General features: G+C 71.1%; 22 protein-coding genes. 14 read left to right on the top strand and 8 right to left on the bottom strand.

The features are described from left to right. Positions 1 to 95: 95 nt before the first annotated feature. The gene (locus ACFZBU_RS29855; protein ID WP_391586779.1) at positions 96 to 782 is read right to left on the bottom strand and encodes an O-methyltransferase; all 687 of its coding nucleotides are present in this window, start codon (positions 780 to 782) and stop codon (positions 96 to 98) included. 325 nt (positions 783 to 1,107) lie between these two features. Between ACFZBU_RS29855 and sigE the strand changes: the two genes are divergently transcribed. The 5 genes from sigE (at position 1,108) to ACFZBU_RS29880 (ending at position 6,153) form a co-directional block, all read left to right on the top strand. After that, a complete protein-coding gene (sigE, locus tag ACFZBU_RS29860; protein ID WP_052174094.1) occupies positions 1,108 to 1,725 on the top strand; it encodes an RNA polymerase sigma factor SigE in 618 nt (205 codons plus the stop codon). 104 nt (positions 1,726 to 1,829) lie between these two features. Further along, positions 1,830 to 2,450, top strand: a complete 621-nt coding sequence (locus ACFZBU_RS29865) for an anti-sigma factor family protein (RefSeq protein ID WP_391586780.1) — start codon at positions 1,830 to 1,832, stop codon at positions 2,448 to 2,450. A 288-nt stretch (positions 2,451 to 2,738) separates the two neighbouring features. After that, complete coding sequence (locus ACFZBU_RS29870) at positions 2,739 to 4,619, top strand: trypsin-like peptidase domain-containing protein (RefSeq protein ID WP_391586781.1); 1,881 nt, start codon at positions 2,739 to 2,741, stop codon at positions 4,617 to 4,619. 165 nt (positions 4,620 to 4,784) lie between these two features. Then, positions 4,785 to 5,222, top strand: coding sequence for a sec-independent translocase (locus tag ACFZBU_RS29875; RefSeq protein WP_391586782.1), 438 nt, complete (start codon positions 4,785 to 4,787; stop codon positions 5,220 to 5,222). Between the two features lie 286 nt (positions 5,223 to 5,508). Beyond that, positions 5,509 to 6,153 carry a hypothetical protein gene (locus ACFZBU_RS29880; RefSeq protein WP_391586783.1) on the top strand — a complete coding sequence of 215 codons (645 nt, stop codon included), beginning with the start codon at positions 5,509 to 5,511 and terminating at the stop codon, positions 6,151 to 6,153. A 152-nt stretch (positions 6,154 to 6,305) separates the two neighbouring features. On the opposite strand, the gene ACFZBU_RS29885 is transcribed toward ACFZBU_RS29880, so the two are convergent. Next, the gene (locus ACFZBU_RS29885; protein ID WP_391586784.1) at positions 6,306 to 7,454 is read right to left on the bottom strand and encodes an Mrp/NBP35 family ATP-binding protein; all 1,149 of its coding nucleotides are present in this window, start codon (positions 7,452 to 7,454) and stop codon (positions 6,306 to 6,308) included. Positions 7,455 to 7,528: 74 nt separating this feature from the next. On the opposite strand from ACFZBU_RS29885, the gene ACFZBU_RS29890 reads away from it, so the two are divergent. Genes ACFZBU_RS29890 through ACFZBU_RS29900 form a run of 3 tightly spaced genes read left to right on the top strand, consistent with a single transcriptional unit; the run spans position 7,529 to position 10,191 of the window. After that, a complete protein-coding gene (locus tag ACFZBU_RS29890; RefSeq protein ID WP_391586785.1) occupies positions 7,529 to 8,413 on the top strand; it encodes an amidohydrolase family protein in 885 nt (294 codons plus the stop codon). A 43-nt stretch (positions 8,414 to 8,456) separates the two neighbouring features. Further along, on the top strand, positions 8,457 to 8,933 hold the full coding sequence (locus ACFZBU_RS29895) for a macro domain-containing protein (RefSeq protein ID WP_391586786.1): 477 nt from the start codon (positions 8,457 to 8,459) through the stop codon (positions 8,931 to 8,933). 19 nt (positions 8,934 to 8,952) lie between these two features. After that, positions 8,953 to 10,191 carry a benzoate/H(+) symporter BenE family transporter gene (locus ACFZBU_RS29900; protein WP_391586787.1) on the top strand — a complete coding sequence of 413 codons (1,239 nt, stop codon included), beginning with the start codon at positions 8,953 to 8,955 and terminating at the stop codon, positions 10,189 to 10,191. Here ACFZBU_RS29900 and ACFZBU_RS29905 read toward each other — a convergent pair. The 3 genes from ACFZBU_RS29905 to ACFZBU_RS29915 form a co-directional block, all read right to left on the bottom strand. Then, on the bottom strand, positions 10,166 to 10,747 hold the full coding sequence (locus ACFZBU_RS29905) for a TetR/AcrR family transcriptional regulator (RefSeq protein ID WP_391586788.1): 582 nt from the start codon (positions 10,745 to 10,747) through the stop codon (positions 10,166 to 10,168). The genes ACFZBU_RS29900 and ACFZBU_RS29905 overlap by 26 nt on opposite strands. A 124-nt stretch (positions 10,748 to 10,871) precedes the next feature. Continuing rightward, positions 10,872 to 11,456, bottom strand: a complete 585-nt coding sequence (locus ACFZBU_RS29910; protein WP_391586789.1) for a DUF1003 domain-containing protein — start codon at positions 11,454 to 11,456, stop codon at positions 10,872 to 10,874. Next, entirely contained in the window at positions 11,446 to 12,720 is a 1,275-nt protein-coding gene (locus ACFZBU_RS29915) for a magnesium transporter MgtE N-terminal domain-containing protein (protein WP_391586790.1), read from the bottom strand. Before ACFZBU_RS29915 ends, ACFZBU_RS29910 begins: the two co-directional genes overlap by 11 nt. Before the next feature lie 143 nt (positions 12,721 to 12,863). Between ACFZBU_RS29915 and ACFZBU_RS29920 the strand changes: the two genes are divergently transcribed. Both ACFZBU_RS29920 and ACFZBU_RS29925 read left to right on the top strand, forming a co-directional pair. Then, entirely contained in the window at positions 12,864 to 13,691 is an 828-nt protein-coding gene (locus ACFZBU_RS29920; RefSeq protein ID WP_391586791.1) for a hypothetical protein, read from the top strand. 110 nt (positions 13,692 to 13,801) lie between these two features. Further along, complete coding sequence (locus tag ACFZBU_RS29925) at positions 13,802 to 14,758, top strand: hypothetical protein (RefSeq protein WP_391586792.1); 957 nt, start codon at positions 13,802 to 13,804, stop codon at positions 14,756 to 14,758. A 52-nt stretch (positions 14,759 to 14,810) separates the two neighbouring features. Here ACFZBU_RS29925 and ACFZBU_RS29930 read toward each other — a convergent pair whose 3' ends face one another. After that, complete coding sequence (locus ACFZBU_RS29930) at positions 14,811 to 15,428, bottom strand: hypothetical protein (RefSeq protein ID WP_391586793.1); 618 nt, start codon at positions 15,426 to 15,428, stop codon at positions 14,811 to 14,813. A gap of 115 nt (positions 15,429 to 15,543) precedes the next feature. Between ACFZBU_RS29930 and ACFZBU_RS29935 the strand changes: the two genes are divergently transcribed. After that, positions 15,544 to 16,512 carry an HpcH/HpaI aldolase/citrate lyase family protein gene (locus ACFZBU_RS29935; RefSeq protein WP_391586794.1) on the top strand — a complete coding sequence of 323 codons (969 nt, stop codon included), beginning with the start codon at positions 15,544 to 15,546 and terminating at the stop codon, positions 16,510 to 16,512. Positions 16,513 to 16,654: 142 nt separating this feature from the next. Here ACFZBU_RS29935 and ACFZBU_RS29940 read toward each other — a convergent pair whose 3' ends face one another. Beyond that, positions 16,655 to 17,557: an RNA polymerase sigma factor SigF gene (locus ACFZBU_RS29940; RefSeq protein ID WP_391586795.1), complete on the bottom strand. Its 903-nt coding sequence runs from the start codon at positions 17,555 to 17,557 to the stop codon at positions 16,655 to 16,657. Positions 17,558 to 17,711: 154 nt separating this feature from the next. On the opposite strand from ACFZBU_RS29940, the gene ACFZBU_RS29945 reads away from it, so the two are divergent. The 3 genes from ACFZBU_RS29945 (at position 17,712) to gltX (ending at position 20,232) form a co-directional block, all read left to right on the top strand. Beyond that, entirely contained in the window at positions 17,712 to 18,080 is a 369-nt protein-coding gene (locus ACFZBU_RS29945) for an STAS domain-containing protein (protein ID WP_391586796.1), read from the top strand. Between the two features lie 146 nt (positions 18,081 to 18,226). After that, entirely contained in the window at positions 18,227 to 18,634 is a 408-nt protein-coding gene (locus ACFZBU_RS29950; RefSeq protein ID WP_391586797.1) for an ATP-binding protein, read from the top strand. Between the two features lie 227 nt (positions 18,635 to 18,861). Then, complete coding sequence (gene gltX, locus ACFZBU_RS29955) at positions 18,862 to 20,232, top strand: glutamate--tRNA ligase (RefSeq protein WP_391586876.1); 1,371 nt, start codon at positions 18,862 to 18,864, stop codon at positions 20,230 to 20,232. A 100-nt stretch (positions 20,233 to 20,332) separates the two neighbouring features. Here gltX and ACFZBU_RS29960 read toward each other — a convergent pair whose 3' ends face one another. Continuing rightward, the gene (locus ACFZBU_RS29960; RefSeq protein ID WP_391586798.1) at positions 20,333 to 21,649 is read right to left on the bottom strand and encodes a hypothetical protein; all 1,317 of its coding nucleotides are present in this window, start codon (positions 21,647 to 21,649) and stop codon (positions 20,333 to 20,335) included. Between the last annotated feature and the right edge of the window lie 216 nt (positions 21,650 to 21,865).

Consider the following 21,865-nt stretch of genomic DNA (forward strand, 5'->3'; position numbering starts at 1 on the left):
CGACGGCCCCGATCCGGACATGGATACTCATGTCCGGATCGGGGCCGTCGGCATGTCCGGGCGACTCCCGGCGACCGGCACGCGAACGGCGCCGATCAGCCCCGGCGGGCCGCGCACAGCAGGCCGTCGCCGACCGGGAGCAGGGCCGGCACGAGCGACTCGTGCTCGCGGATCACCCGCAGCACGTCGCGCACGGCCGCGGTCTCCGCGTCGCGGTGCGCCGGATCGGCCACCCGGTCGTGCAGGAACGCGTTGTCGAAGCACACCACGCCGCCGGGCCGCAGCAGGCGCAGCGCCTCGGCCAGGTAGTCCAGGTACTCCAGTTTGTCGCCGTCGCAGAACACCAGGTCGTAGCCACCGTCGGCGAGCCGGGGCAGCACCTCCAGGGCGCGACCCGGGATGAAGCGGGCGCGACCGCTGGGGAAGCCCGCCTCGGTGAAGGTCTCCTTCGCGAGCCGCTGGTTCTCCGGGTCGGCGTCGACCGTGGTGAGCACGCCGTCGGAGCGCATGCCGCGCAGCAGGTAGAGGCCGGAGACCCCGGTCCCGGTTCCGATCTCGGCGACCGCCTTGGCCTCCACCGCGGCCGCGAGGAAGCGCAGCGCGGCGCCGCCGCCCGGACCTATCGGGACCACGCCGACTTCCCGGGCGCGGGCGCGGGCGCCCGCGAGGACGGCGTCCTCGCCGACGTACTCTTCCGCGAACGCCCAGCTCGCCTGGCGATTGCCGGAAATGGCTTCCTCCTCTGTCCCGGCCGCCCGTACGCGTCTCGACGGGTCGGCCACCTGAGCGCAAGCGTATTACCGAGGGGTCATCCGCCCGGCCGGGGAGCGCCGCACGAGTGCGCCCGAGCGCCGTCGGCGACCGCCGTCCGGCGACCGGGCCGCAATCGGGGAACCCCGTCCGGGCGCGGTTCGTTGGCCCCCTCGGAAGACAGGTGAACACGAGGCTCGTGGTCTCGCGGCACCGCAGGTGGGTCGGATCCGGGCTCGGCGCCCTTATCCGGGCTTAACAGGCAGGGCGCTTATGGTGGTTGCGCTACTCGGAAGAGGAGGTGTGGCAGTGGTCGACCACCGCGGGGAACAATCCTGTACCCGCGACGCGTCGCCGATGCCGGATCACGTGGCCGAAGCCGCAAACGCAATCAGCAGCCCAGCCCAGGCCGAATGGGTCCCGCCGTCGTGGGAGGACATCGTCCGCACCCACTCCGCTCGGGTCTATCGGCTCGCCTACCGCCTCAGCGGCAACCCGCACGATGCGGACGACATCACCCAAGAGGTGTTCGTCCGAGTGTTCCGATCGTTGTCGAGCTACACGCCCGGCACGTTCGAGGGTTGGCTGCACCGCATCACCACGAACCTTTTCCTCGACATGGTTCGGCGCCGTCAGCGCATCCGCTTCGAGGGTCTGGGCGACGACGCGGGCGAACGCCTCGCCGGTCGTGAGCTCTCACCCGCGCAGGCATACGACGACGCCCACCTGGACGCGGACGTCCAGCAGGCGCTGGATGCCCTCGCCCCGGAGTTCCGCGCCGCGGTCGTGCTGTGTGACATCGAGGGCCTGTCGTACGAGGAGATCGCCACCACGCTCGGAGTGAAACTCGGGACCGTGCGCAGCCGCATTCACCGCGGCCGGTCCCAGCTCCGTGCGGCGCTGCGGCATCGTGCTCCCCGGAACAAGGCAGGCCAGGAGACGGCTGCGGAGGTCCGGACCACGGTGCGGAGATGAGGGACCGTGACCAGTGAGCCCGGCGACCGCTTGGGCAGGGGGGTAGTGAGTGCCACACGGGTGGGGCGCGCCGCGACCCGACGTGGGGCATGCGAGGTGGGGACATGAGCCACCTCGACGACAAACTCGCCGCCTATGTGGACGGTGAGCTGGGCCATGAGGCCCGGGAGAAGGTGCTGGCGCACCTCGCCGAATGCGCGGACTGTCGCGTGGAGGCCGAGGAGCAGCGCCAGGTGAAACAACTGCTCGGCAAGGTGCGGCAGCCCGGTCCGTCGGACGACCTGATGGCACGGCTGTTGGCTCTCGGCGAACCCGCCCAGGAGCCGCCTCCGCCGCCCGCGTCGGGGGACCGTTTCACCTTCCCGACCGCCGGGCGATCGGCGGCCTCGGCACGCGGGCGCTCGCGCTCGACCGGTCCGCGGGCCGGTCGGCCCGGCAACATGCCCGAGCGGGTGCGCCCGCCGGTGAGCCGACGTCGGCTGACGTTCGCCGCCGCGGGCGCGTTCTCGATGATGGCCGTCGCGCTGAGCAGCGCGTTCGTGCCGGGCGGGACCAGCGGCGGCACCGAGGGACGCCCCGCGGCGCCGGCCGTGGAGCGCTATCTCGTGGAGCAGGCCGCCACCACGACCGCACTGCCGGCGGGCTCGGCGCCCCGACGCCCCGCGCAGGTGCTGGCCGGGACACCGCTGACGGTGGCGGTCCAGCCGGAGGGTGTCCGGCACTAGGCCGTGTTCGGTACCGGGCGTGTTCGGTACCGGGCCGGCTCCGGCTTCGCCGGTCTGCTCGCTCCGCCCGGTGTCGGCCGTCGCGGGAATCGGCGGAAACGGTTCGTCGCGGGTCGGCCCGGGTGTGCGGGCCGACCGTGTGGGGCACTTTCGGCCGACCGCGCGTGCGGCGTGGTGGGGCGGGTATCCACTGCCGCCGGGACGGCACCGATCGGCACGCGCAAGACTGTGGCCGTGTCGGGGAAGCAGCAGGTGCTCGGCACACCGGGAGCGGTAGGAAGGCACACGATGAGCGACGCATACGGCCGCGGGGGAGCGGAGCCGCCGCGAGGCGACGACGCGCCGGCCGGGCCGGGACCCGATCACGACGCGGAGCCGGCGGCCTTCCCGCCCGGAGCACCGCCCTCGGCGGCGGGTGCCCGGCGGGAGGACGAGCCCGAGCCGGGTCGATCCGCCGAATCGGCCGAGCCGGCACCGGCTGCCGATGCCGGGCCGGAGACACCGGTCGGAGCATCGACCGAGACCCCGCCGGAACACCCGGCCGAGCCCGGACCCGACGCCGAGCCCGACGCGTTCCCGGCCCGGCCGTCGTCGGCCGAGCCCGACCGTTCGGTGCAGGACGCGACGGCCGAGGAGGCCGGCGCCCGGGACGGCGCGACCCGGTTCGGGCACGCCGCCGAGCCCGTGCCGCCCGAGCACGCCGCCGATCCGGCCACCGAGCCGGCCGCATTCGGGCCCCCGGTTCCGGATGTGCGCGAAGCGGTCACCGCCGAGGTGCCGGTGGTGCACGGGACCGCCGAGCTGCCGAGCGCGGACGATCCGGCGTACGACCCCTTCGCGCCACCTCCGCAGCCGCCCCCGCCCGCCGCGCCGACCCGGCCGCAGCCGTGGCCCGGACAGGCCGGCCCCTACGGCACCCACCCCGGCGCGGGGCAGCCCGGCTACGGGCCGTACGGGCCGTACCCCTCGTATGCCCCGCAGGCGGCCTACACGCCCTATCAGGCCGTGCCGTACGGCTATCCGGTACCGGGGGACATGACCGGCGCCGGCGGGCCGACGGAGGACCTCGGCAGGCGCTACGGGCGCCGGTTGGTGGTCTGGGCCGCGGCCATCGCGTTGGTCGCCGGACTGATCGGCGGCGGCATCGGAGCCTGGGTCGCCGATCGGCAGGACACCAAGGTCCGGCTCGGCGACCCGCCGCCCAGCGGTCCGGCTCGGGGCAAGGACACCATCGCCGGGCTCGCGGGCAGCACGCTGCCCGGCGTCGTGTACATCCACACCAAGACCGGCCGCGGCGAGGCCACCGGCACCGGCTTCGTCCTGGACACGGCCGGCGACATCCTGACCAACAACCACGTGGTCGAGGCGGCCTCCTCCGGCGGCACGATCACGGTCACCTTCAACGACGGCCAGCAGACCTCGGCGACCCTGGTCGGCCGGGACACCGGTTACGACCTCGCGGTCATCCGGGTCGCGGGCGTGCAGGGGCTGCACCCGCTGCCGCTGGGCAACTCCGACAGTGTCCAGGTCGGCGATCCGGTGATCGCCATCGGCGCGCCGTTCAACCTGGAGGGCACCGTCACCTCCGGCATCATCAGCGCCAAGGACCGCGCCGTGAGCGCGGGCAGCTCGGGCAGCGACGTGTCCTACATCAGCGCGTTGCAGACCGACGCGCCGATCAACCCGGGCAACTCCGGTGGTCCGCTGATCGATGCGGCGGGCTCGGTGATCGGGATCAACTCGGCGATCCGCTCGGCCGGCGGCGGGCAGGGCAATCCGTTCGGAGCGCAGCAGGAGGCGGGCAGTATCGGTCTCGGCTTCGCCATCCCGATCAACCAGGCGCGCCGCGTCGCGCAGCAGTTGATCGACACCGGCAAGGCGTCGCACCCGGTGATCGGCGTTTCGTTGGACGTGGCCTACCAGGGCGACGGCGCGCGGATCTCGCCGACCGACGTCAAGGGGACGCCGCCGGTCCGGGCCGGGGGGCCGGCCGATCGGGCCGGCCTCAAGCCGGGCGATGTGATCAAGGCGATCGACGGCCGCAAGGTGCACGACGCCAACGAGTTGATCGTGGCGATCCGGGCCAAGGCCCCCGGCGCGGTGGTCAAGCTGACCATCGAACGGGACGGGACCGAGCGCACGGTCGACATGACCCTCGAAGCCGGATGACCCGGACATGACGTACACATGTCCGGACGGTCACATCTTCCGACGATAGGCACCAAACGGAACGTTCGATGCCGGCCGCGGCCTTCCGCTCCGGGTGTCGACGACTACTCTGAGGGGGTTCGGTCGCCCGATCGAACCCCTTCGGCGCAATCTCGTGGAGTCCAGGTGTTCGACGTCGGTGCACCCGAGATGGTCGCGCTCGTCATCCTCGCGATCGTGATCTTCGGCCCGGAGAAGCTGCCGAAGATGATCGGCGACGTGGCCCGCACCATTCGCAAGTTTCGCGAGTTCTCCTCCGGGGCCCGTGCGGATCTGAAGAAGGAACTGGGCCCGGAGTTCCAGGACATGCACCTGGAGGACCTCAACCCCAAGACGTTCGTGCGCAAGAACCTGATGGGTGACGGCGACGACGACCTGGGCATCCGGGAACTGCGCGACTCGCTCGGCAAGGACTTCGAGGAGATCAAGGGGCTGGCCAGTGGCAGCCCCTACGACCCGGACGTGCCGGACACTTCGTACAGCCCGCCGTCCTTGCAGAAGAAGACCACCGCTCCCCGGGTCGAGCCCGGCGAACGCCCGCCGTACGACGCCGACGCGACCTGACGTCGGCGCTTCCCGCGTCCGGGGTCCTTTCCGACGCGGGTTCGAGGACCGCTCCGGGCCGCCGCCGATTCCCACCCGCCGCCCGCCGCGCACGGTGCGGGGCCGCGTGCGCATTCGGGCACTATGGAGCCGGAGTACACGGGCGGTGTGTGTTCGGTGACTCGGCGGATACATGTATCGGACGGTCGGTCCACCGGGAGTCGCCGGGGGAGGTGGGCTCCGGACATGGCGTGACCGAGGCAGCCGGCGGCGCCGCCGCGCCGCGCGAGAGGACCTGAGGCGGAGTATGGACACAATCAGCCACGCGGGCGAGGCGTTGCCCGCCGACGAGGCGGGCAAGCCCGACCTGTTGGCGGAATACCTGGGCGCGGACTTCCCCTGGTACGGCCTGGACGAGGGCTGGAACGGGCGGCGTTGGTTGGCGTCGGTGTGCAGGGGCCGGCGCACGATCGAGTACGGCACCCTCGGCCACGGCGACCTGCCCAGCCGGCGCCCCGGTGATCCCACGCCACGCCGGTTCGTGTCCGTGGTGACCGTTCCGCGGCGGCCCAAGCGGCCGGCCGGGGACGGTACCGGACAGATGGAGGCCACCTCCCGGGCGAGCGCGGCGTCACTCGCAGGGGTGGCCTTGCTCGCGGACAGTTGGCCGTGGCAGCTGGACCGGGCGACCCGGGCGGAGTGGCTGGATCAGCAGACCAACATCGCGTGGGATCTGTCCGACAACCTGACCGGCCCCGGATGGACGGACCTGGCCATCCCGGTGGACGGGGTGCCCGCGCGGTTCCGCTATCGGGAGTCGGCCTACGGCTGGGTGCTCGCGGGCGAGAGCGCGGGCGTGTACCTGGGGGTGTACGGCCGCGGCGCGAGTGCGTACGGCCTGGGCCTGTCCCGCGCGGTGGACCTGCGCACGTACGCGACGCCGGATTCGTGACTGTGCGGCGATGACCCCGGGGGCACGGGCGCGACCGGTGGAGCGGGCGCGCGTGCCCTCGGGATCATCGCGGTGGAGCCGGCATGGCCGGGCGCGCTCCGCGCACCGGCGCGGTGCCCGTGTCCGGGCGGCCCGAACCGACCCGAACCGACCTAGAAGTTGCGCAGCGGGGTCAGGCCGAGTTGGAGGCCGGAGAGCCCGCGCTCGCGTCCGCCGAGCCTGGCGGCGATCGCGCTCAGCGCGATGGCCGCGAGCGATTCCGGGGCGTCCAGTACGACCGGCTTGCCGGTGTCGCCGCCCTCGCGCAGCCGGGTGTCGATCGGGATCGAACCGAGCAGCGGGACCTTGGTGCCGGTGGCCGCGGACAGGCCGTCGGCGACCCGCTGACCGCCACCGGAGCCGAACACGTCGACCATCTCGCCACAGTGCGGGCAGGGCAGCCCGGCCATGTTCTCGATCACGCCGGCGATGGTCTGGCGCGTTTCCACGGCGATGGTGCCCGCCCGCTCGGCGACCTCGGCGGCGGCCTGCTGCGGCGTGGTCACCACCAGGATCTCCGCGTTGGGGACCAACTGCGCGACCGAGATGGCGATGTCGCCGGTGCCCGGCGGGAGGTCGAGCAGCAGCACGTCCAGGTCGCCCCAGTAGACGTCGGCGAGGAACTGCTGGAGTGCGCGGTGCAACATGGGGCCGCGCCACACCACCGGGGCGTTGCCCGGGGTGAACATGCCGATCGAGATCACCTTCACGCCCTGTGCCGACGGCGGCATGATCATGTTCTCGACCTGGGTGGGCTTGCCCTCCACGCCGAGCATGCGCGGCACCGAGTGGCCGTAGATGTCCGCGTCCACGATGCCGACCTTGAGGCCTTGGGCGACCATCGAGGCGGCCAGGTTCACGGTCACCGACGACTTGCCGACGCCGCCCTTGCCGGATGCCACGGCGTACACGCGGGTGAGCGAGCCGGGCCGGGCGAACGGCACCTCGCGCTCGGCCTGGCCGCCGCGCAGGTTGCTCGCGAGTTCCTTGCGTTGTGCGTCGCTCATCACGTCGAGCTCGACCCGGACCGCGGTCACGCCGGGCAGGGCGCCGACCGCCGTCTCGACCCGGCTGATGATCGTCTCGCGCATCGGGCAGCCGCTGACGGTCAGGAACACCCCGACCTCGACCCGCCCGTCGGCGTGGATCTCGACGGATTTGACCATGCCCAATTCGGTGATGGGCCGGTGGATCTCGGGGTCCTGGACGGTCGCCAGCGCATCCTGGACGTCGTCCGCCGAGGGCAGGGTTGCAGAAGCCATACCGTGAGCTTACGACGCCCTCGGGAAAAGACTTCGAGAGCATCGACCTCCGAGCCGGATGGGGTGGTGGCCGCGTGACGACGGTGGCCGAGGAGACGCGAGTGGCCCGGTTCCGCCGGGAGCTGGGCCTGGCGTCGCTGATCGACGTGCACACGCACTTCATGCCCAAGCAGGTGCTGGACAAGGTGTGGGCCTACTTCGACGCGGCCGGTCCGCTGATCGGCCGCCCCTGGCCGATCACCTATCGGCTCGACGAGGACGAACGGGTCGCCAGGCTGCGCGCATTCGGCGTGTCGGCGTTCACCTCGATGCTGTATCCGCACAAACCCGGGATGGCCGCGTGGCTGAACGCGTGGGCGCGCGAGTTCGCCGCGCGCACCCCGGACTGCCTGCACACGGCGACCTTCTTCGCCGAACCGGGCGCGGGGAAGTACGTGCGCGAGGCGATCGAGTCGGGGGCGGTCGTGTTCAAGGCGCACGTCCAGGTCGGTGGGTACGACCCGACCGATCCGCTCCTGGCGGACGTGTGGGGCACGCTCGCGGACGCGGGGGTGCCGGTGGTCGCGCACTGCGGGTCGGGGCCGGTGCCGGGCGCGCACACCGGGCCCGGGCCCGTCTCGCGGGTGCTGGCCCGACACCCGCGGCTGCGCCTGATCGTCGCGCACATGGGGATGCCGGAGTACGGCGAGTTCCTGGATCTCGCGGACCGCCACGAGGGCGTGCACCTGGACACCACGATGGCCTTCACCGACTTCGTCGAGGAGTTCACCCCGTTCCCGCCCGCCGATCGGGTTCGACTGCGGGACGCGGCGGACCGGATCCTGTGGGGCAGCGACTTCCCGAACATCCCCTACGGCTACGCGCACGCGCTCGACGCGCTGACCCGGCTCGACCTGGGCGACGACTGGCTGCGGGCGGTCTGCCACGACAACGCGGCGCGCCTGTTCGACCGGCCGTGAAACCGGTGTCACGGCGTCGGTGCGGGCGGTTAGCGTGCCGCGCATGGCGACCGTCGCGTATGTCCGAGGAGATGCCACCACGCCGCTGGGCAAGGGCGTCAAGGTGATCGCGCACGTCTGCAATGACCAGGGCGGGTGGGGCAAGGGCTTCGTGCTCGCGCTGTCCGGGCGATGGCCCGAGCCGGAGCGGGACTACCGGCGATGGCATCGCGAGCGGGCGCACAACGATTTCGGTCTCGGCGCGGTGCGCCTGGTCCGGGTGGACACCTACCTGTGGGTGGCCAACATGATCGGCCAACACGGCATGCGCACCGGCAGCAAGGGGCCGCCGGTGCGCTACGACGCGATCGATCGGGCGCTGACCGAACTCGGCCGCCGGGCGCTCGAACTCGGGGCATCGGTCCACATGCCGCGAATTGGCTGTGGTCTGGCGGGGGGCAACTGGGGCAGGGTGGAGCCGCTCGTCCTCGAACGGTTGAGCGCGTGCGGTGTGCGGGTCACCGTCTACGACCACGATTGAGCACGAGGCGAGGCGCCGGGTGAGTACGGGGACCACGACGAACACCGAGCCGGCGTCGTCCGCGACCGCGCCGAACCTGTGGCGGGACGCCTCCTTCTCGGCCGTGCTCGCCGGTCTGATCGCGGTGTTGGTCTCCTACTCGGGGCCGCTGGTGATCGTGCTGACCGCGGCGTCCGCCGGCGGGCTGACCGCCGAGCAGACCGGCTCGTGGGTCTGGGCGCTGTCCATCGGCAGCGGGCTGACCTGCCTGGGTCTGAGCCTGCACACCCGGATGCCGATCGTCACCGCGTGGTCCACACCGGGCGCCGCACTGCTGGTGACCAGCCTGGGCTCGTACTCGTATCCCGAGGCGATCGGCGCGTTCGTGGTCACCGGTGTGCTGATCACGGTGATCGGGGTGACCGGCGTGTTCGGCCGGTTGATGCGGCGGGTGCCGGCCGCGGTGGTGTCCGCGATGCTGGCCGGGATCCTGTTCTCGTTCGGTACCGGGGTGTTCACGTCGGTCCGGACCGCGCCCTGGATCGGCGGCGGCGTGCTGCTCGCCTACCTGGTCGGGAAGCGGTTCCTCGCGCGCTACGCGGTACTGGTCGCGTTGGTGGTCGGGGTGGCCTGCGCGGCGGCGACCTCGCGGCTGCACGTGCACATCGACACGTTCGAGATCGCGCGTCCGGAGTGGACCACGCCGCACCTGTCGGTGCCGGCCCTGATCGGGATCGCGGTGCCGCTCCTGGTGGCCACCCTCGCGTCGCAGAACGCGCCCGGGATGGGGGTGTTGGCCGCGTCCGGCTATGCGCCGAACGACCGGGTGCTGATCGGCTCGACCGGGGCGGTGTCCACGCTGCTCGCGCCGTTCGGATCGCACGCGATCAACCTGGCCGCGATCACCGCCGCGATCTGTACCGGCCCCGAGGCGCACCACGACCCCCGCAGGCGCTATGTCGCGGGGGTCTCGTGCGGCGTCTTCTACCTGGTCGTGGGCATGTTCGGGTCGACCCTGGTGGCCCTGTTCGCGGGCCTGCCCAAGGAACTGGTCGCGGCGGTGGCGGGCGTGGCGCTGTTCGGCGCGCTGGCGAGCGGCCTCACCGGCGCGATGGCCGACGACGAGCACCGCGAGGCGGCGCTGATCACCTTCCTGGCCACCGCGTCCGGGGTCACCATCGGCGGGATCGGGTCCGCGTTCTGGGGGCTGATCGCGGGTGTCCTGGCCCACCTGGTGCTGTCCGGCGGCCGGTTCAGCCGGTCGGGTTCGCGGTCATGAGCACGCGCATGCCCTCGGCGAGATCCCGGCCGGTGGGTGCGCTCTCCGGGGCGAACATCCACTGGCTGACCACGCCCACCAGGAGCGCCTGACACAGCGCCCCGACCGTGCCGGTGAGGTGCTCGTTGCCCTCCTCGGGCACGCCCAGGAAGATCGAGGCCAGCCCGGAGCGGCCGTCGTTCTGCGCCGCGGCGAGCACCTTGTGGATCTCCGGCAGCTCGTCGAGATGGGCCAGGATCTCGAAATTGGCCGCCCACATCATCCGGTGCGCCTCCATCAGGTCGATCACGCGCGTCCAGATCGCCTCGAAGCGCTCCAGCGGCGCGGTCTGGCTGCCCACGGCGTCGGCCAGCGCGTCGGCCAGTTCCGCGCCCCACCCCTCGATCGACTCCAGCAGCGCCTGCTGCATCAGCGCGTCCTTGGACCCGTAGTGGTAGCCGATCGATCCGAGGTTGGTTCCCGACGCGGCGACGATGTCGCGCGCGGTGGTGCGCATGTAGCCCTTCTCGTACAGACAACGTTTGGCTCCGGCCAGCAGGTCTTCGCGATGTCCCATGAAGTGATCGTAACCCCGCGCTAGACAAATGTCTTATACAAATGACTCATACACTTGTATAAAAAGATGCCGAGGCCGGGACGGCACCCCGGACCCGGCGGCGCCGGCGGACCCGGCCCTCGGCTCAGGAGTGCTCGGGGTCCGGCGGGGGCTGCTGCCGGGTCAGGTGCGCGTCGGTCACGTTGCGGCCCATCAGCCACCCGTCGGTCTCCCGGCGCTCGTCCAACTCCTTGAGCATGGACTGGAGTTCCGAGCGCAGGAAGTCCCGGGTGGCGACCTCGCCGAGGGCGATCCGCAGCGCCGCGACCTCGCGGGTCAGGTATTCGGTGTCCGCGATGTTGCGCTCGTTGCGGGCCCGGTCCTGCTCCAGGTTGACCCGGTCCCGGTCGTCCTGTCGGTTCTGTGCGAGCAGAATCAGCGGCGCCGCGTAGGACGCCTGGAGGGACAGCGCCAGGGTGAGGAAGATGAACGGGTACTCGTCGAAGCGCAGCGCCGGTGGCACGAAGATGTTCCAGGCGATCCACACGATCACCGTGGCGGTCATGTAGACCAGGAATCGACCGGTGCCCAGGAACCGGGCGATCCGCTCGGAGAACCGGCCGAACGCCTCCGGGTCGTACGCGGGCAGCAGCGGACGCCGCCGCGGGTCGCGCGGTTGATCCAGGCGCGGGCGGCGGCGCTTGTCGGTGTTCGTGCTCTCACGTGCCACGGCGGACACCCCCGTCTCCGTGTATGGCACCCTCGCGCCAGTCCTCGGGCAGCAGGTGGTCGAGCACGTCGTCGACGGTGACCGCGCCGAGCAGGTGGTCGTCCTCGTCCACCACGGGCGCGGCGACCATGTTGTACGCGGCCAGGAAGCTGGTCACCTCGGCGAGCGGGGTGTCCGGCCGCAGCGGCATCAGGTCGGTGTCCAGGACCGCCCCGACCAGGGTGAACGGCGGATCGCGCAGCAGTCGCTGGAAGTGCACCGTGCCCAGATACTTGCCGGTCGGCGTCTCGGTCGGCGGCCGGCAGACGTAGACCTGGCTCGCCAGGGCCGGCGACAGGTCGGAGTTGCGCACGTGCGCGAGCGCCTCGGCGATCGTGGCGCCCGGTTCCAGGACGATCGGCTCGGTGGTCATCATGCCGCCGGCGGTGTCCTCGACGTAGGTCAGCAGGCGGCGTACGTCCTCCGCCTCCTCGGGCTCCATCAGGCCGAGCAGGCGTTCCGCGGTGTCCTCGGGCAGCTCGGAGATCAGGTCGGCCGCGTCGTCCGGGTCCATCGCCTCCAGCACGTCGGCCGCGCGTTCCTCCTGGAGCTGGCCCAGGATCTCGACCTGGTCGTCCTCGGGCAGTTCCTCCAACACGTCCGCGAGGCGGTCGTCGTCCAGCGCCGCGGCCACCTCGGCGCGGCGCTTGGCGGACAGGTTGTGCAGCACGTTCGCCAGGTCGGCGGGTCGCAGCTGCTCGAAGGTGGCGAGCAGGTTGGCCGCGCCCTGCTGATCCTCCGGACGCTCGAAGCCGACCACCGCGTTCCAGTCGACGGTGATCGTCTCGCCGCGCCGCCGGCGCAGCCCGGAGGTGCCGCCCTTTTGCACGAACAGCTTGGAGATCAACCAGTCGCGACCGCGCCCGAGCGCCATCGCGACGTCCAGGACGGTCACCGCCTCGTCGTTCTCGGCGAGGGTCACCCGGCGGTCCAGCATCTCGGCGAGCACCAGCGTCTCGCTCGGCCGCTGCTCGAAGCGGCGCATGTTGACCAGCCCGGTGGTGATCACCTCGCCGGTCTCCACACTGGTCACCCGGGTCATCGGTACGAAGATCCGCCGGCGGGTGGCCACCTCGACCACCAGCCCGAGCACGCGCGGGGGGAGCTGGGCGGTACGCAGCATCACCACCACGTCGCGCAGCCGGCCGACGTGGTCGCCGTTGGGGTCGAACACGGCCACGCCGGCCAGGTGCGAGATGAACACTCGCCCGGATGACGCACCCATGCCGTGGTCCCTCCGTCGCCGATGTGTACGTCCGCGTTGGCCGATCCGCGCGGTCACTCCGCGGGTGCCCCGGACGGCCCAGGCTACCGGTGAAGGTGGGCATGATCACGACACCCGGTGCCCGGCTCAGTACAGTGCCGCCCGTGCGCTTGCCTCAGACGAAGACCACGATCGCCCTCCTGGCCGCCTGTGTCCTCACCGGCACGGCGTGTTCGAAGGAGGAGACCGGGCTCGGTACGGAGTCCGCGGACTCCATCGCCGGCAAGTCCAAGGCGGCGGCCGCGCGGGCCGGTGCCGTCCACGTGCAGGGCGTGTGGAAGATCCAGAGCCAGGAGTTCCGGATCGACCTGCGGCTCAAGCGCGAGGGCGGGGTGGGCACCGTGGTCACCGCGGACAGCACCATCGAACTGCTGCGGATCAACGAGGACCTGTTCGTGCGCGGCGACGCCCGGCTCTATCAGGGGCGGGACGGTCGCGGCGGGGCCGATGTGGAACAGTCGGCCCAGGCGCTGCGGGACAAGTTCGTCAAGGTTCCGCCCGCCGATCCCAGTTATGCCCGACTGTCCGGATTCACCCGGATGCAGGACATGATGACCGACCTGATCCGGCTCAACGGCAAGCTCAAGAAGGACGGTCGGGAGAAGGTGCGCGGAGCCGAGTCGCTCAAGCTCGTCGCGGACCGAGGTCGCGGCGGCGAACTGCGGGTGGCTCTGCACGGAGTGCCGTTCCCGCTCAAGTACATCCCGTCGCCCGGCGGCGGAGCGCTCGAACTCTTCGAATTCGACCAGGACTTCCCGCTCGTGTTGCCCAAGACCGAGGATACGGTCGACTACGGCACGCTGACCGACGGCAAGGAGCCGTCGGACAAGTCCCCGGTCAAGCCGTCGGACAAGCCGTCCGACAAACCCTCCGGCAGGCCGTCGGACAAACCCTCGGGCAATCCCGACGGGTTGGTGCCGGGCACCGACTGAGGCGGGCGATTCCGGCTCCGGGATACCGTTTCCGGCAGGACGTCGACGCACCCGGGCGTCGACTCGGGTCAGCGAACCAACGAGACATCGAACGACGAGGGAACCCAACGGTGGATCACGTGCGGCGCGGCTTCGTGGTGGCTACGGCTGTATCGGTCACGGTGCTGGCCGCCGGGTGTAGTGCGGGACGACCCGCACACCGCTCGTGGCAGGCACCGGTGGACGAACCGACGGCGGGTGCGCCGCTCGGCAACCAGGTGGACAACCTGGATCCGGCGGCGATCCTGCAGCGCGCCCAGGCCGCGACGGCGGGGGCGAAGTCGGTGCACGTCAAGGGGGAGTTGACGGTCCCGGGCGCGGCCGGCAAGCCGGCCAAGCCGTTCAGTGTGGACATGCGCTTCACCAGCACCGGCAGCGAGGGCCAGATCGTCGAGGACACCACGACCGCCTACGTCACCCGGGTGCAGAACCAGGTCTGGTTCCGAGGCGACGCGAAGTTCTGGTCCAAGGTCGAGGGCACCGCCACCGAGGTGGCCAACCACGACAAGTACGTACAGGTCCCCACCTCCGGGGACAAGAAATACGACGGCATCGTGGAGAACACCTACGTCGAGCGGCTGACCAACAAGCTGATGGGCAAGCCGGGCAAGCTGGAGAAGGGCCCGGTCAAACAGGTCAACGGGCACAAGGCGATCGCGCTGGAGAACCGGACGCCGGGCACCGGCGGCACCATCTGGGTGGCCGTCGAGGGCGCCCCGTACCTGCTGCGGATGGAGTCGGCCCCGGACGCCAAGCAGGCCGGCGCGTTCGATTTCCTCGGCTACGGCGAGCGGGTCATCGTGCACGCGCCGGATCCCAAGGAGGTGGTGGACAAGGGCCTGACCACCCAGGGCCGCCCGACCGGCGGCACCGGCAACAACGGTTCCTCGTCCGGCACCGGCGGCACCTCGACGCGCCCTCCGAACGGCACGCCGTCCACCTCCACCACGCGCCGTCCGGACATCGGCCGGATGAGCAAGCCGCCGGTGCCCACCGGGCTCAGGAGCGACCCGCTGCTGTTCTCCTGAGGTCTCCTGCCGGGCCCCGGCCGGGCGGTCGCCGGTTCGCGGCCTCCCGGGCTCAGCCGCCGCGCCGGCGCAGCCGGCCGATCGACAGATTGAACGGCGCGGCTCCGCGGGTCACCGCGGGCGAACCGATCGGCACCGTGCGGCCCGCGTCCCGGGGTACGGAGCGCGCCGAGCCGGTCGGGGTGAGCCGGATCAGGTCGCACTCGCGCGCCCAGCGGGCCGGCTGCTCCTCGCCGTCCGGCGCGTTCAACCGGGCCGCGTGCAGGGCCAGGACGGCCGGCTCGTACGCCGGGTCGTCCGGCGTGACCACGGCGACCTCGGCGGTCCACCCGGGCAGCCGGCCGCCCTTGTCCTTGCTGCGCATGTCCACGAGCGCCCGGCCGGCCTCGGCCAGCCCGGGTACGAACTGCTCGACGGCGCCGTCCTCGCGGGCGTTCACCAGCCACGACGAACCGTCCAGCCACACGTGCCAGACCGGGCGGGGCGGGGCGGTGCCCACGGTGAGCCAGAGCAGGCCGGACTTCTTCGCTCCTTCTTCGAGCAGCGCGGCTTCTTCAAGCAGCGCGCCTTCCTCGAGCCGCGCACCCTCTTCGCGCCGGGCCGCTTCTTCGGGCGACGCGCCCTGCCCGCGCGGCGTGTTCGCTCCCGGGAGTGGGTCGGTGTCCGTCATGGGCCACAGCGTCCCACAACGTGCGGTCGCGGAACGTGCGCCACCTCATAGCCCGGGTGGGGTGACCCGTCGGTAACCTGACCGCACGATCCGCAGCACTGGGAGGACCAGACACATGGCCGCCACATCGCGTAGCTTGCGTTCCCGCCGTTCCTGTATGGCTGTGCCCGGCAGCAACCCGCGCTTCATCGAGAAGGCGCAGGGGCTCCCGGTCGACCAGGTGTTCCTCGACCTCGAGGACGCCTGCGCCCCACTCGCGAAGGAGGGCGCGCGACACACCATCGTCGACGCGCTGAACAACGGCGACTGGGGCAATCGCATCCGCGTCGTGCGGGTCAACGACTGGACCACGCACTGGACCTACCGCGACGTGGTCACCGTCGTGGAGGGCGCGGGGGCCAACCTCGACGCCATCATGTTGCCGAAGGTCCAGGACGCGGGCCAGGTCAAGGCGTTGGACCTGCTGCTCACCCAGATCGAGAAGACGGTCGGCCTGGAGGTCGGCCGGATCGGCATCGAGGCGCAGATCGAGAACGCCCGCGGCCTGGTGAACGTGGACGAGATCGCCGCCGCGTCCCCGCGCGTGGAGACGATCATCTTCGGCCCGGCCGACTTCATGGCGTCGATCAACATGAAGTCCCTCGTGGTCGGCGAGCAGCCGCCCGGCTACGACACCGGCGACGCGTACCACTACATCCTGATGCGCATCCTGATGGCCGCGCGGGCCAACGACCTCCAGGCGATCGACGGCCCGTACCTCCAGATCAAGGAGGTGGACGGGTTCCGTCGGGTGGCCGGCCGCTCGGCCGCGCTGGGCTTCGACGGCAAGTGGGTGCTGCACCCCGGCCAGATCGACGCCGCGAACGAGCTGTACTCGCCGACCCAGGCCGACTACGACCACGCCGAGATGATCCTCGACGCGTACGACTGGTGCACCTCGGCCGAGGGTGGGATGAAGGGCGCCGCGATGCTCGGTGACGAGATGATCGACGAGGCGTCGCGCAAGATGGCCCTGGTGATCTCGGCCAAGGGCCGTGCCGCGGGCATGCAGCGCACGCAGAAGTTCGAGGCCCCCAAGGGCTGAGGCCGCATCGGCGGACCGGTCCGGAGCCGGCCCGGTCCGCCGGGTCCGGCCGAGGCCGAGGACGCGGAGAAGGGGCGGGAGGCGATCGCCTCCCGCCCCTTCTCCACGGGCCTGTGTTCCTGCGGACGGATGTTGGCCCGACTCAGCTCTCCGTGAGCAGCCCTGCGCGCAGGGTGCCGAGCGTGCGGGAGAGCAGCCGGGAGACGTGCATCTGGGAGATGCCCAGTTGCTCGCCGATCTCGGCCTGCGTCTTGCCGCCGAAGAAGCGCAGCAGCAGGATGTGCTTCTCGCGCGGCGGCAGCGCGGCGATCAGTGGCCTGAGCGACTCGCGATTGTCAACCAGTTCGATCGCGTCGTCGTCCGCGCCGAGCCGATCCATCGGGACCGCCGCGTCGTCACCGCCGGCACCGCCGCCGGGTGCGTCGAGCGAGGACGCGCTGTAGCCGTTCGAGGCGATCATGCCCTCGACGATCTCCTCGCGCGAGACGTCCAGGAAGGCCGCGAGTTCGGCGACGGTGGGCGCCCGATCCAGCTGTCCGCCCAGCTCCTCGCTCGCCTTGGCCAACCGCAGTCGCAACTCCTGGAGCCTGCGCGGCACTCGGACCGACCAGGTGGTGTCCCGGAAGAAGCGCTTGATCTCGCCGAGGATGGTCGGCATCGCAAAGGTCGGGAACTCGACTTCGCGATCGGTGTCGAAACGATCGATCGCCTTGATCAGCCCGATCGTGCCGACCTGGACGATGTCCTCCAGCGGTTCGCTGCGGGTGCGAAACCGACCCGCGGCGAAGCGCACCAGGGGCAGGTTGAGTTCGATGAGGGTGTTGCGCACGTATTGGTACTCGTGCGTGCCCTCTTCGAGCCGGTTCAGCCGTTGGAACAGCGTCCGGGACAGAGAGCGCGCGTCCGCGGCGCCCATCGACCCGATCTCGCCCTCGTCGAACTCGTGGTGAAGCCCGCACAGATCCAGCTCTTCTGCCCCGGTGTCCATTGCCGGTGGCCGCTGCGACCCCCGGACCTGCATCTCGGCTTCGAGCTGTACTGCCATGCCTCCCCCTCGTGACGCGTTTTGAGGTGTCCCCCCTGCGCCTAACCCGGATGGGGAAGGGCAAACACGATCCACCCGAAAAAGTTTGTGTGCGCCGGCCGACCCCCACCATCGAGGGGCGGTCGTCTATCGTGTGCCCGGGCCGGATTACTCGGTGGGCAAAGGGCAGCAGGAGGCTGGCATGCAGGGCGGCTTGACGGTGTCGGTCAGCACCAATGGCACCTCTGCGATCGTTACGGTCGCCGGTGAGATCGACGTGGACAGTGCCGACGCGGTGCGGGACCGCCTGTTCGAGTGTGTCGAGCAGGGCAGTACGCGCTTGGTGATCGACTGTTCGGAACTCGATTTCTGCGATTCGACCGGACTGAACGCGTTCCTCGGTGCCCGCTTGCGCGCGCAGGCCGCAGGAGGAGAGGTCCACCTCGTGGGCGTTCAACCTGCCGTTGCGCGGGTATTCGAGATCACCGGTGCGGTACAGGGGTTCACTTTCCACGAGACCCTGGCAGAGGCGGTCGGAGAGTAGCCCGTGACTTCTGGTGTCCTCCAGCGGGATGCGGGCAACTATCACCGCGTAGCAGCGTGAGCGAGGTGAGCCAGTAGATGTGCGCCATGCGATCGCAGGCGCCCGGCGACGGGGGTGCCTGTTTCTCCACCCCACCGCTTCGTCAGGTGCGGAGATTGCCGTTCGAGGGCGCGACGGGGGCGGTGGCGCGGTCCAGGACGTTCATCCGCAACACGCTCCACGCGTACGGATGGTCGGGTTCCGACGACGAACAGGTGATGCTGACGGCCGATGACGTCCTGCTCGTCGCGGTCGAACTGGTCACCAACGCGTGCCTGCACGCGGGCGGTCCCGTCGAGCTGCGTGTCGTGCGGACGAGCGATCTGCTCCGGATCGAGGTGGACGACCGCAGCGAGGAGCCGCCACAAGCGCGTGCGCCGCACTCGGGAACGCGACCGGGCGGTCACGGACTGCACATCATCCGGCGGTTGACGCTGGACTGGGGTGTGGTCGTGCACCAGGGCGACGGCAAGACGGTGTGGGTGGACATGCCCGTTCCGGAGGCCATGCGCTGAGCGGGGTGCCTCGGGCCGTGCGCGGAGCCGGGTGTCGCGGGGGTGTGCGGGGTGTCGTGGGTGGCGTGCGGTGAGCCGGGCCACCCTGCGGTCGTGCGCCGAGCCGAGAGTTCGGTCGGTCCTGCGCGGAGCCGGATGCCGGCCCGAACCCGGCCCGCTCGGCGGATACCCTGGAGCACATGTCTGCCTCTTCGGTTCGTGTTCGCTTCGCTCCCTCTCCCACCGGCATGTTCCACGTCGGTGGCGCTCGTTCCGCGCTGTACAACTGGGCCGTGGCGCACAAGGCCGGCGGCACGTTCGTGCTGCGGGTCGAGGACACCGACGAGGCGCGCAACCGGCCGGAGTGGACCGAGGGCATCCTCAGCGCGCTCGCGGCGATCGGGATCAACGCGTCCGACCCGGCCTTCGAGGGCCCGTACTTCCAGTCGGAGAACACGACGCTGCACCGCGAGTCGGCGGTCAGGCTGTTCGACGCCGGCCGGGCCTACTACTGCGACTGCACCCGTGAGGACCTGGAGGCCCGCACCGGCTCCAAGCACCTGGGCTACGACGGCTTCTGCCGGGATCGCGGCCTGGCCGCGGGCGAGGGTCGCGCACTGCGCTTCCGCACACCGGACGAGGGTGTCACCGTCGTGGCCGACCTGGTCCGCGGCGACACCGAGTTCCCGAACTCCTCGCTGGAGGACTTCGTGGTGGCCCGGGGCAACGGCTCGGCGGTGTTCCTGCTGGCGAACGTGGTCGACGACGTCGACCAGAAGATCACCATCGTGATCCGCGGCGAGGAGCACCTGTCGAACGCGGCCAAGCAGCAGCTGTTGTGGGAGGCGCTCGGCGCGACCCCGCCGCAGTGGGCGCACCTGCCGGTGATCGTGAACGAGAAGCGGCAGAAGTTGTCCAAGCGCCGGGACAAGGTGGCCCTGGAGTCCTACCTGGACGAGGGCTATCTGCCCGAGGCGCTGGTGAACTACCTGTTCCTGCTCGGCTGGGGCCCCAAGGACGACATCGAGATCCGGCCCTACGCGGAGCTGGAGCAGCTCTTCGACCTGCGGGACGTGAACAAGTCGTCGGCGTTCTTCGACGTGAAGAAGCTGTCCTCGTTCAACGCCGACTACATCCGCGCGCTCGACGCGGACGCGTTCGTGCGGGCCTGCGAGCCGTGGGTGCTCGGGGCGAAGGCGCCGTGGGCGAAGGAGGCGTACGACCCGGCCGTGTTCGCCGAGGTCGCGCCGCTCGTGCAGACCCGGATCACGGTGCTCGACGAGGTCCCGATGTACGTGGACTTCCTGTTCCTGGACGCACCCGCCGAGGACGAGGCGGCCTGGGCCAAGGCGATGAAGCCGGGCGCCGCGGACGTGCTGGCCAGTGCGCGCACGGAACTCGCGGCCGCCGAGTGGAACGTGGACGCGCTCAAGGCCGCGGTCGAGGCCGCGGGCGCCGCGCACGGCCTCAAGCTCTCCAAGTCGCAGGCCCCGGTGCGGGTCGCGGTGACCGGCCGGACGATCGGCCTGCCGCTCTTCGAGTCGCTCCAGGTACTCGGCCGCGACCGGGTGCTGGCCCGCATCGACGCGGCGCTGAAGCGGCTGACGGCGGCGGAGTAGTCGGCGCGGCAGTCGACCGGGAGCCGACCGGCACGAACGAGGCGGGCCCGCACACCGATTGCCGGTGCGCGGGCCCGCCGTGTCGCCGGGTACGGCTGCGTCAGCTGATCGAGAGGGTCAGCGTGGCGCTGTAGGTGCCGGGCTTTTGATAGGCGGGCACCGCCACCGTGATTGCGGCACCGGCGGTGAAGGTGCCGCCCGTGTGTGGTGCGGGCGGGGCGGAGGCGAGCGTCGAGCCGCCGGCGATTCGGCCGGGAGCGCCCGGGACTGCGGTGCTCGGGGAGGCGGGGTCGGCCTGCACCGAGGGCTTCCAGGTGAATCGGTCGGCCGGAATCCGGCCGCCCTCGGGCGAGGTGAAGTCGGAGACGTCCGCGGTCAGTGCCCAGCCGAGCGAGCCGCCGCGCACGTCGGTGACCGTGACCGGATTGAGGGCGCCGGTCATCGCCTGTGGGGTGCCGTCGAGGGTGATGTCGGAAAGCCTTATCGCGCTTGCCTGTTGCCGGAGGGTCAGGCCGCCGGGCAGGACCGCGCCGGTGATGTGCGTGCTGCCCGTCTGCGGCGACTCCGGTCCGCCCAGCGTGAATTCCCGACTCGCGCCGGACCTGCCCACGGAGACGAGCAGGAACAGGGGACGGCCCGGCGGCGGCAGCGGGAGGCCCCTTTCGAAGAGCGTCACAGAGCCCGTCAGATGCCCGGATCGGGCAGCGCCGGTGGGGGAACTCACCCACTCCGGGAAGCAGTCGTCGGTCGGTGTTCCGCACACCTGGACCCTTGCGTCGCCATCCGGCCAGCCCTCGCCGGTGAACTCGATGCGTTCGCCCGGGCGGACCCGGGTCGGGGCGATGTCCAAGGTCGGTCCGGGCCCGATTTCCAGGGTGCGCGAGACCGCGGGCGGTGTGGTGGGGGCACACATGACGACAGGCACCGGCGACAAGGCGTCGGTCAGCGAATAGGCGCCGGGCGTCAGGGTGATCGGCCCACCGGCGGGGAGTCGGAGTACGCCCTGGAGATCCCGGAGATCGACCGTCGATTCCGGCCGTTCGGGCTGGTCACGGGGTTGGCCGGATACGGTGAACGTGGTCGGCCGGGAGCCGCCGACCCGTACTTCGGCGACGGCGCGCAGCCGGGTGGTGCCGGGCGGGACGGGAATCGCCGGCTGGGTCCGCCAGTGCCACGTGACGGTGACCGTTTCGCCCGCACTGTAGACGGGTTTCTCCGGAAAGACGGTCAGGTCGACCTTGAATTCGTCGGTTGCCCACACCGGGGCGGGATGACCGACGAGGTGACAACGCTCCGGGTACGCCACCTCCGCCGCCGTGGCCGGGGCGGACGCGGCCACGAGGCCGATGGTCGCGACAATGGTCGCCGTCGCGCAACCCGCCGTGGCGCGACGAGTGATGTGCCTGATTCGGCGCACGAATCTCCTTGCCGGGGTTCGTAGTCGGTAGCCACAAACAGCTCGCGGCGGGAGTCGGGCGAGCGACCCGACGGGTGAGCACCGACGCGATGTTTGGCAGGATCAATGATCTCGGATCGCCGTCTTGGACGCACGCGGATTCGAACACCGATGTGCGGGCGGGGCCGGGTTGTCGGCGGTGCATCGACGGAGTTTGCGGATATGGGCGTGCAAAGA

The organism is Embleya sp. NPDC008237, from assembly GCF_042956465.1.
In the GTDB taxonomy this organism is placed as follows: domain Bacteria; phylum Actinomycetota; class Actinomycetes; order Streptomycetales; family Streptomycetaceae; genus Embleya.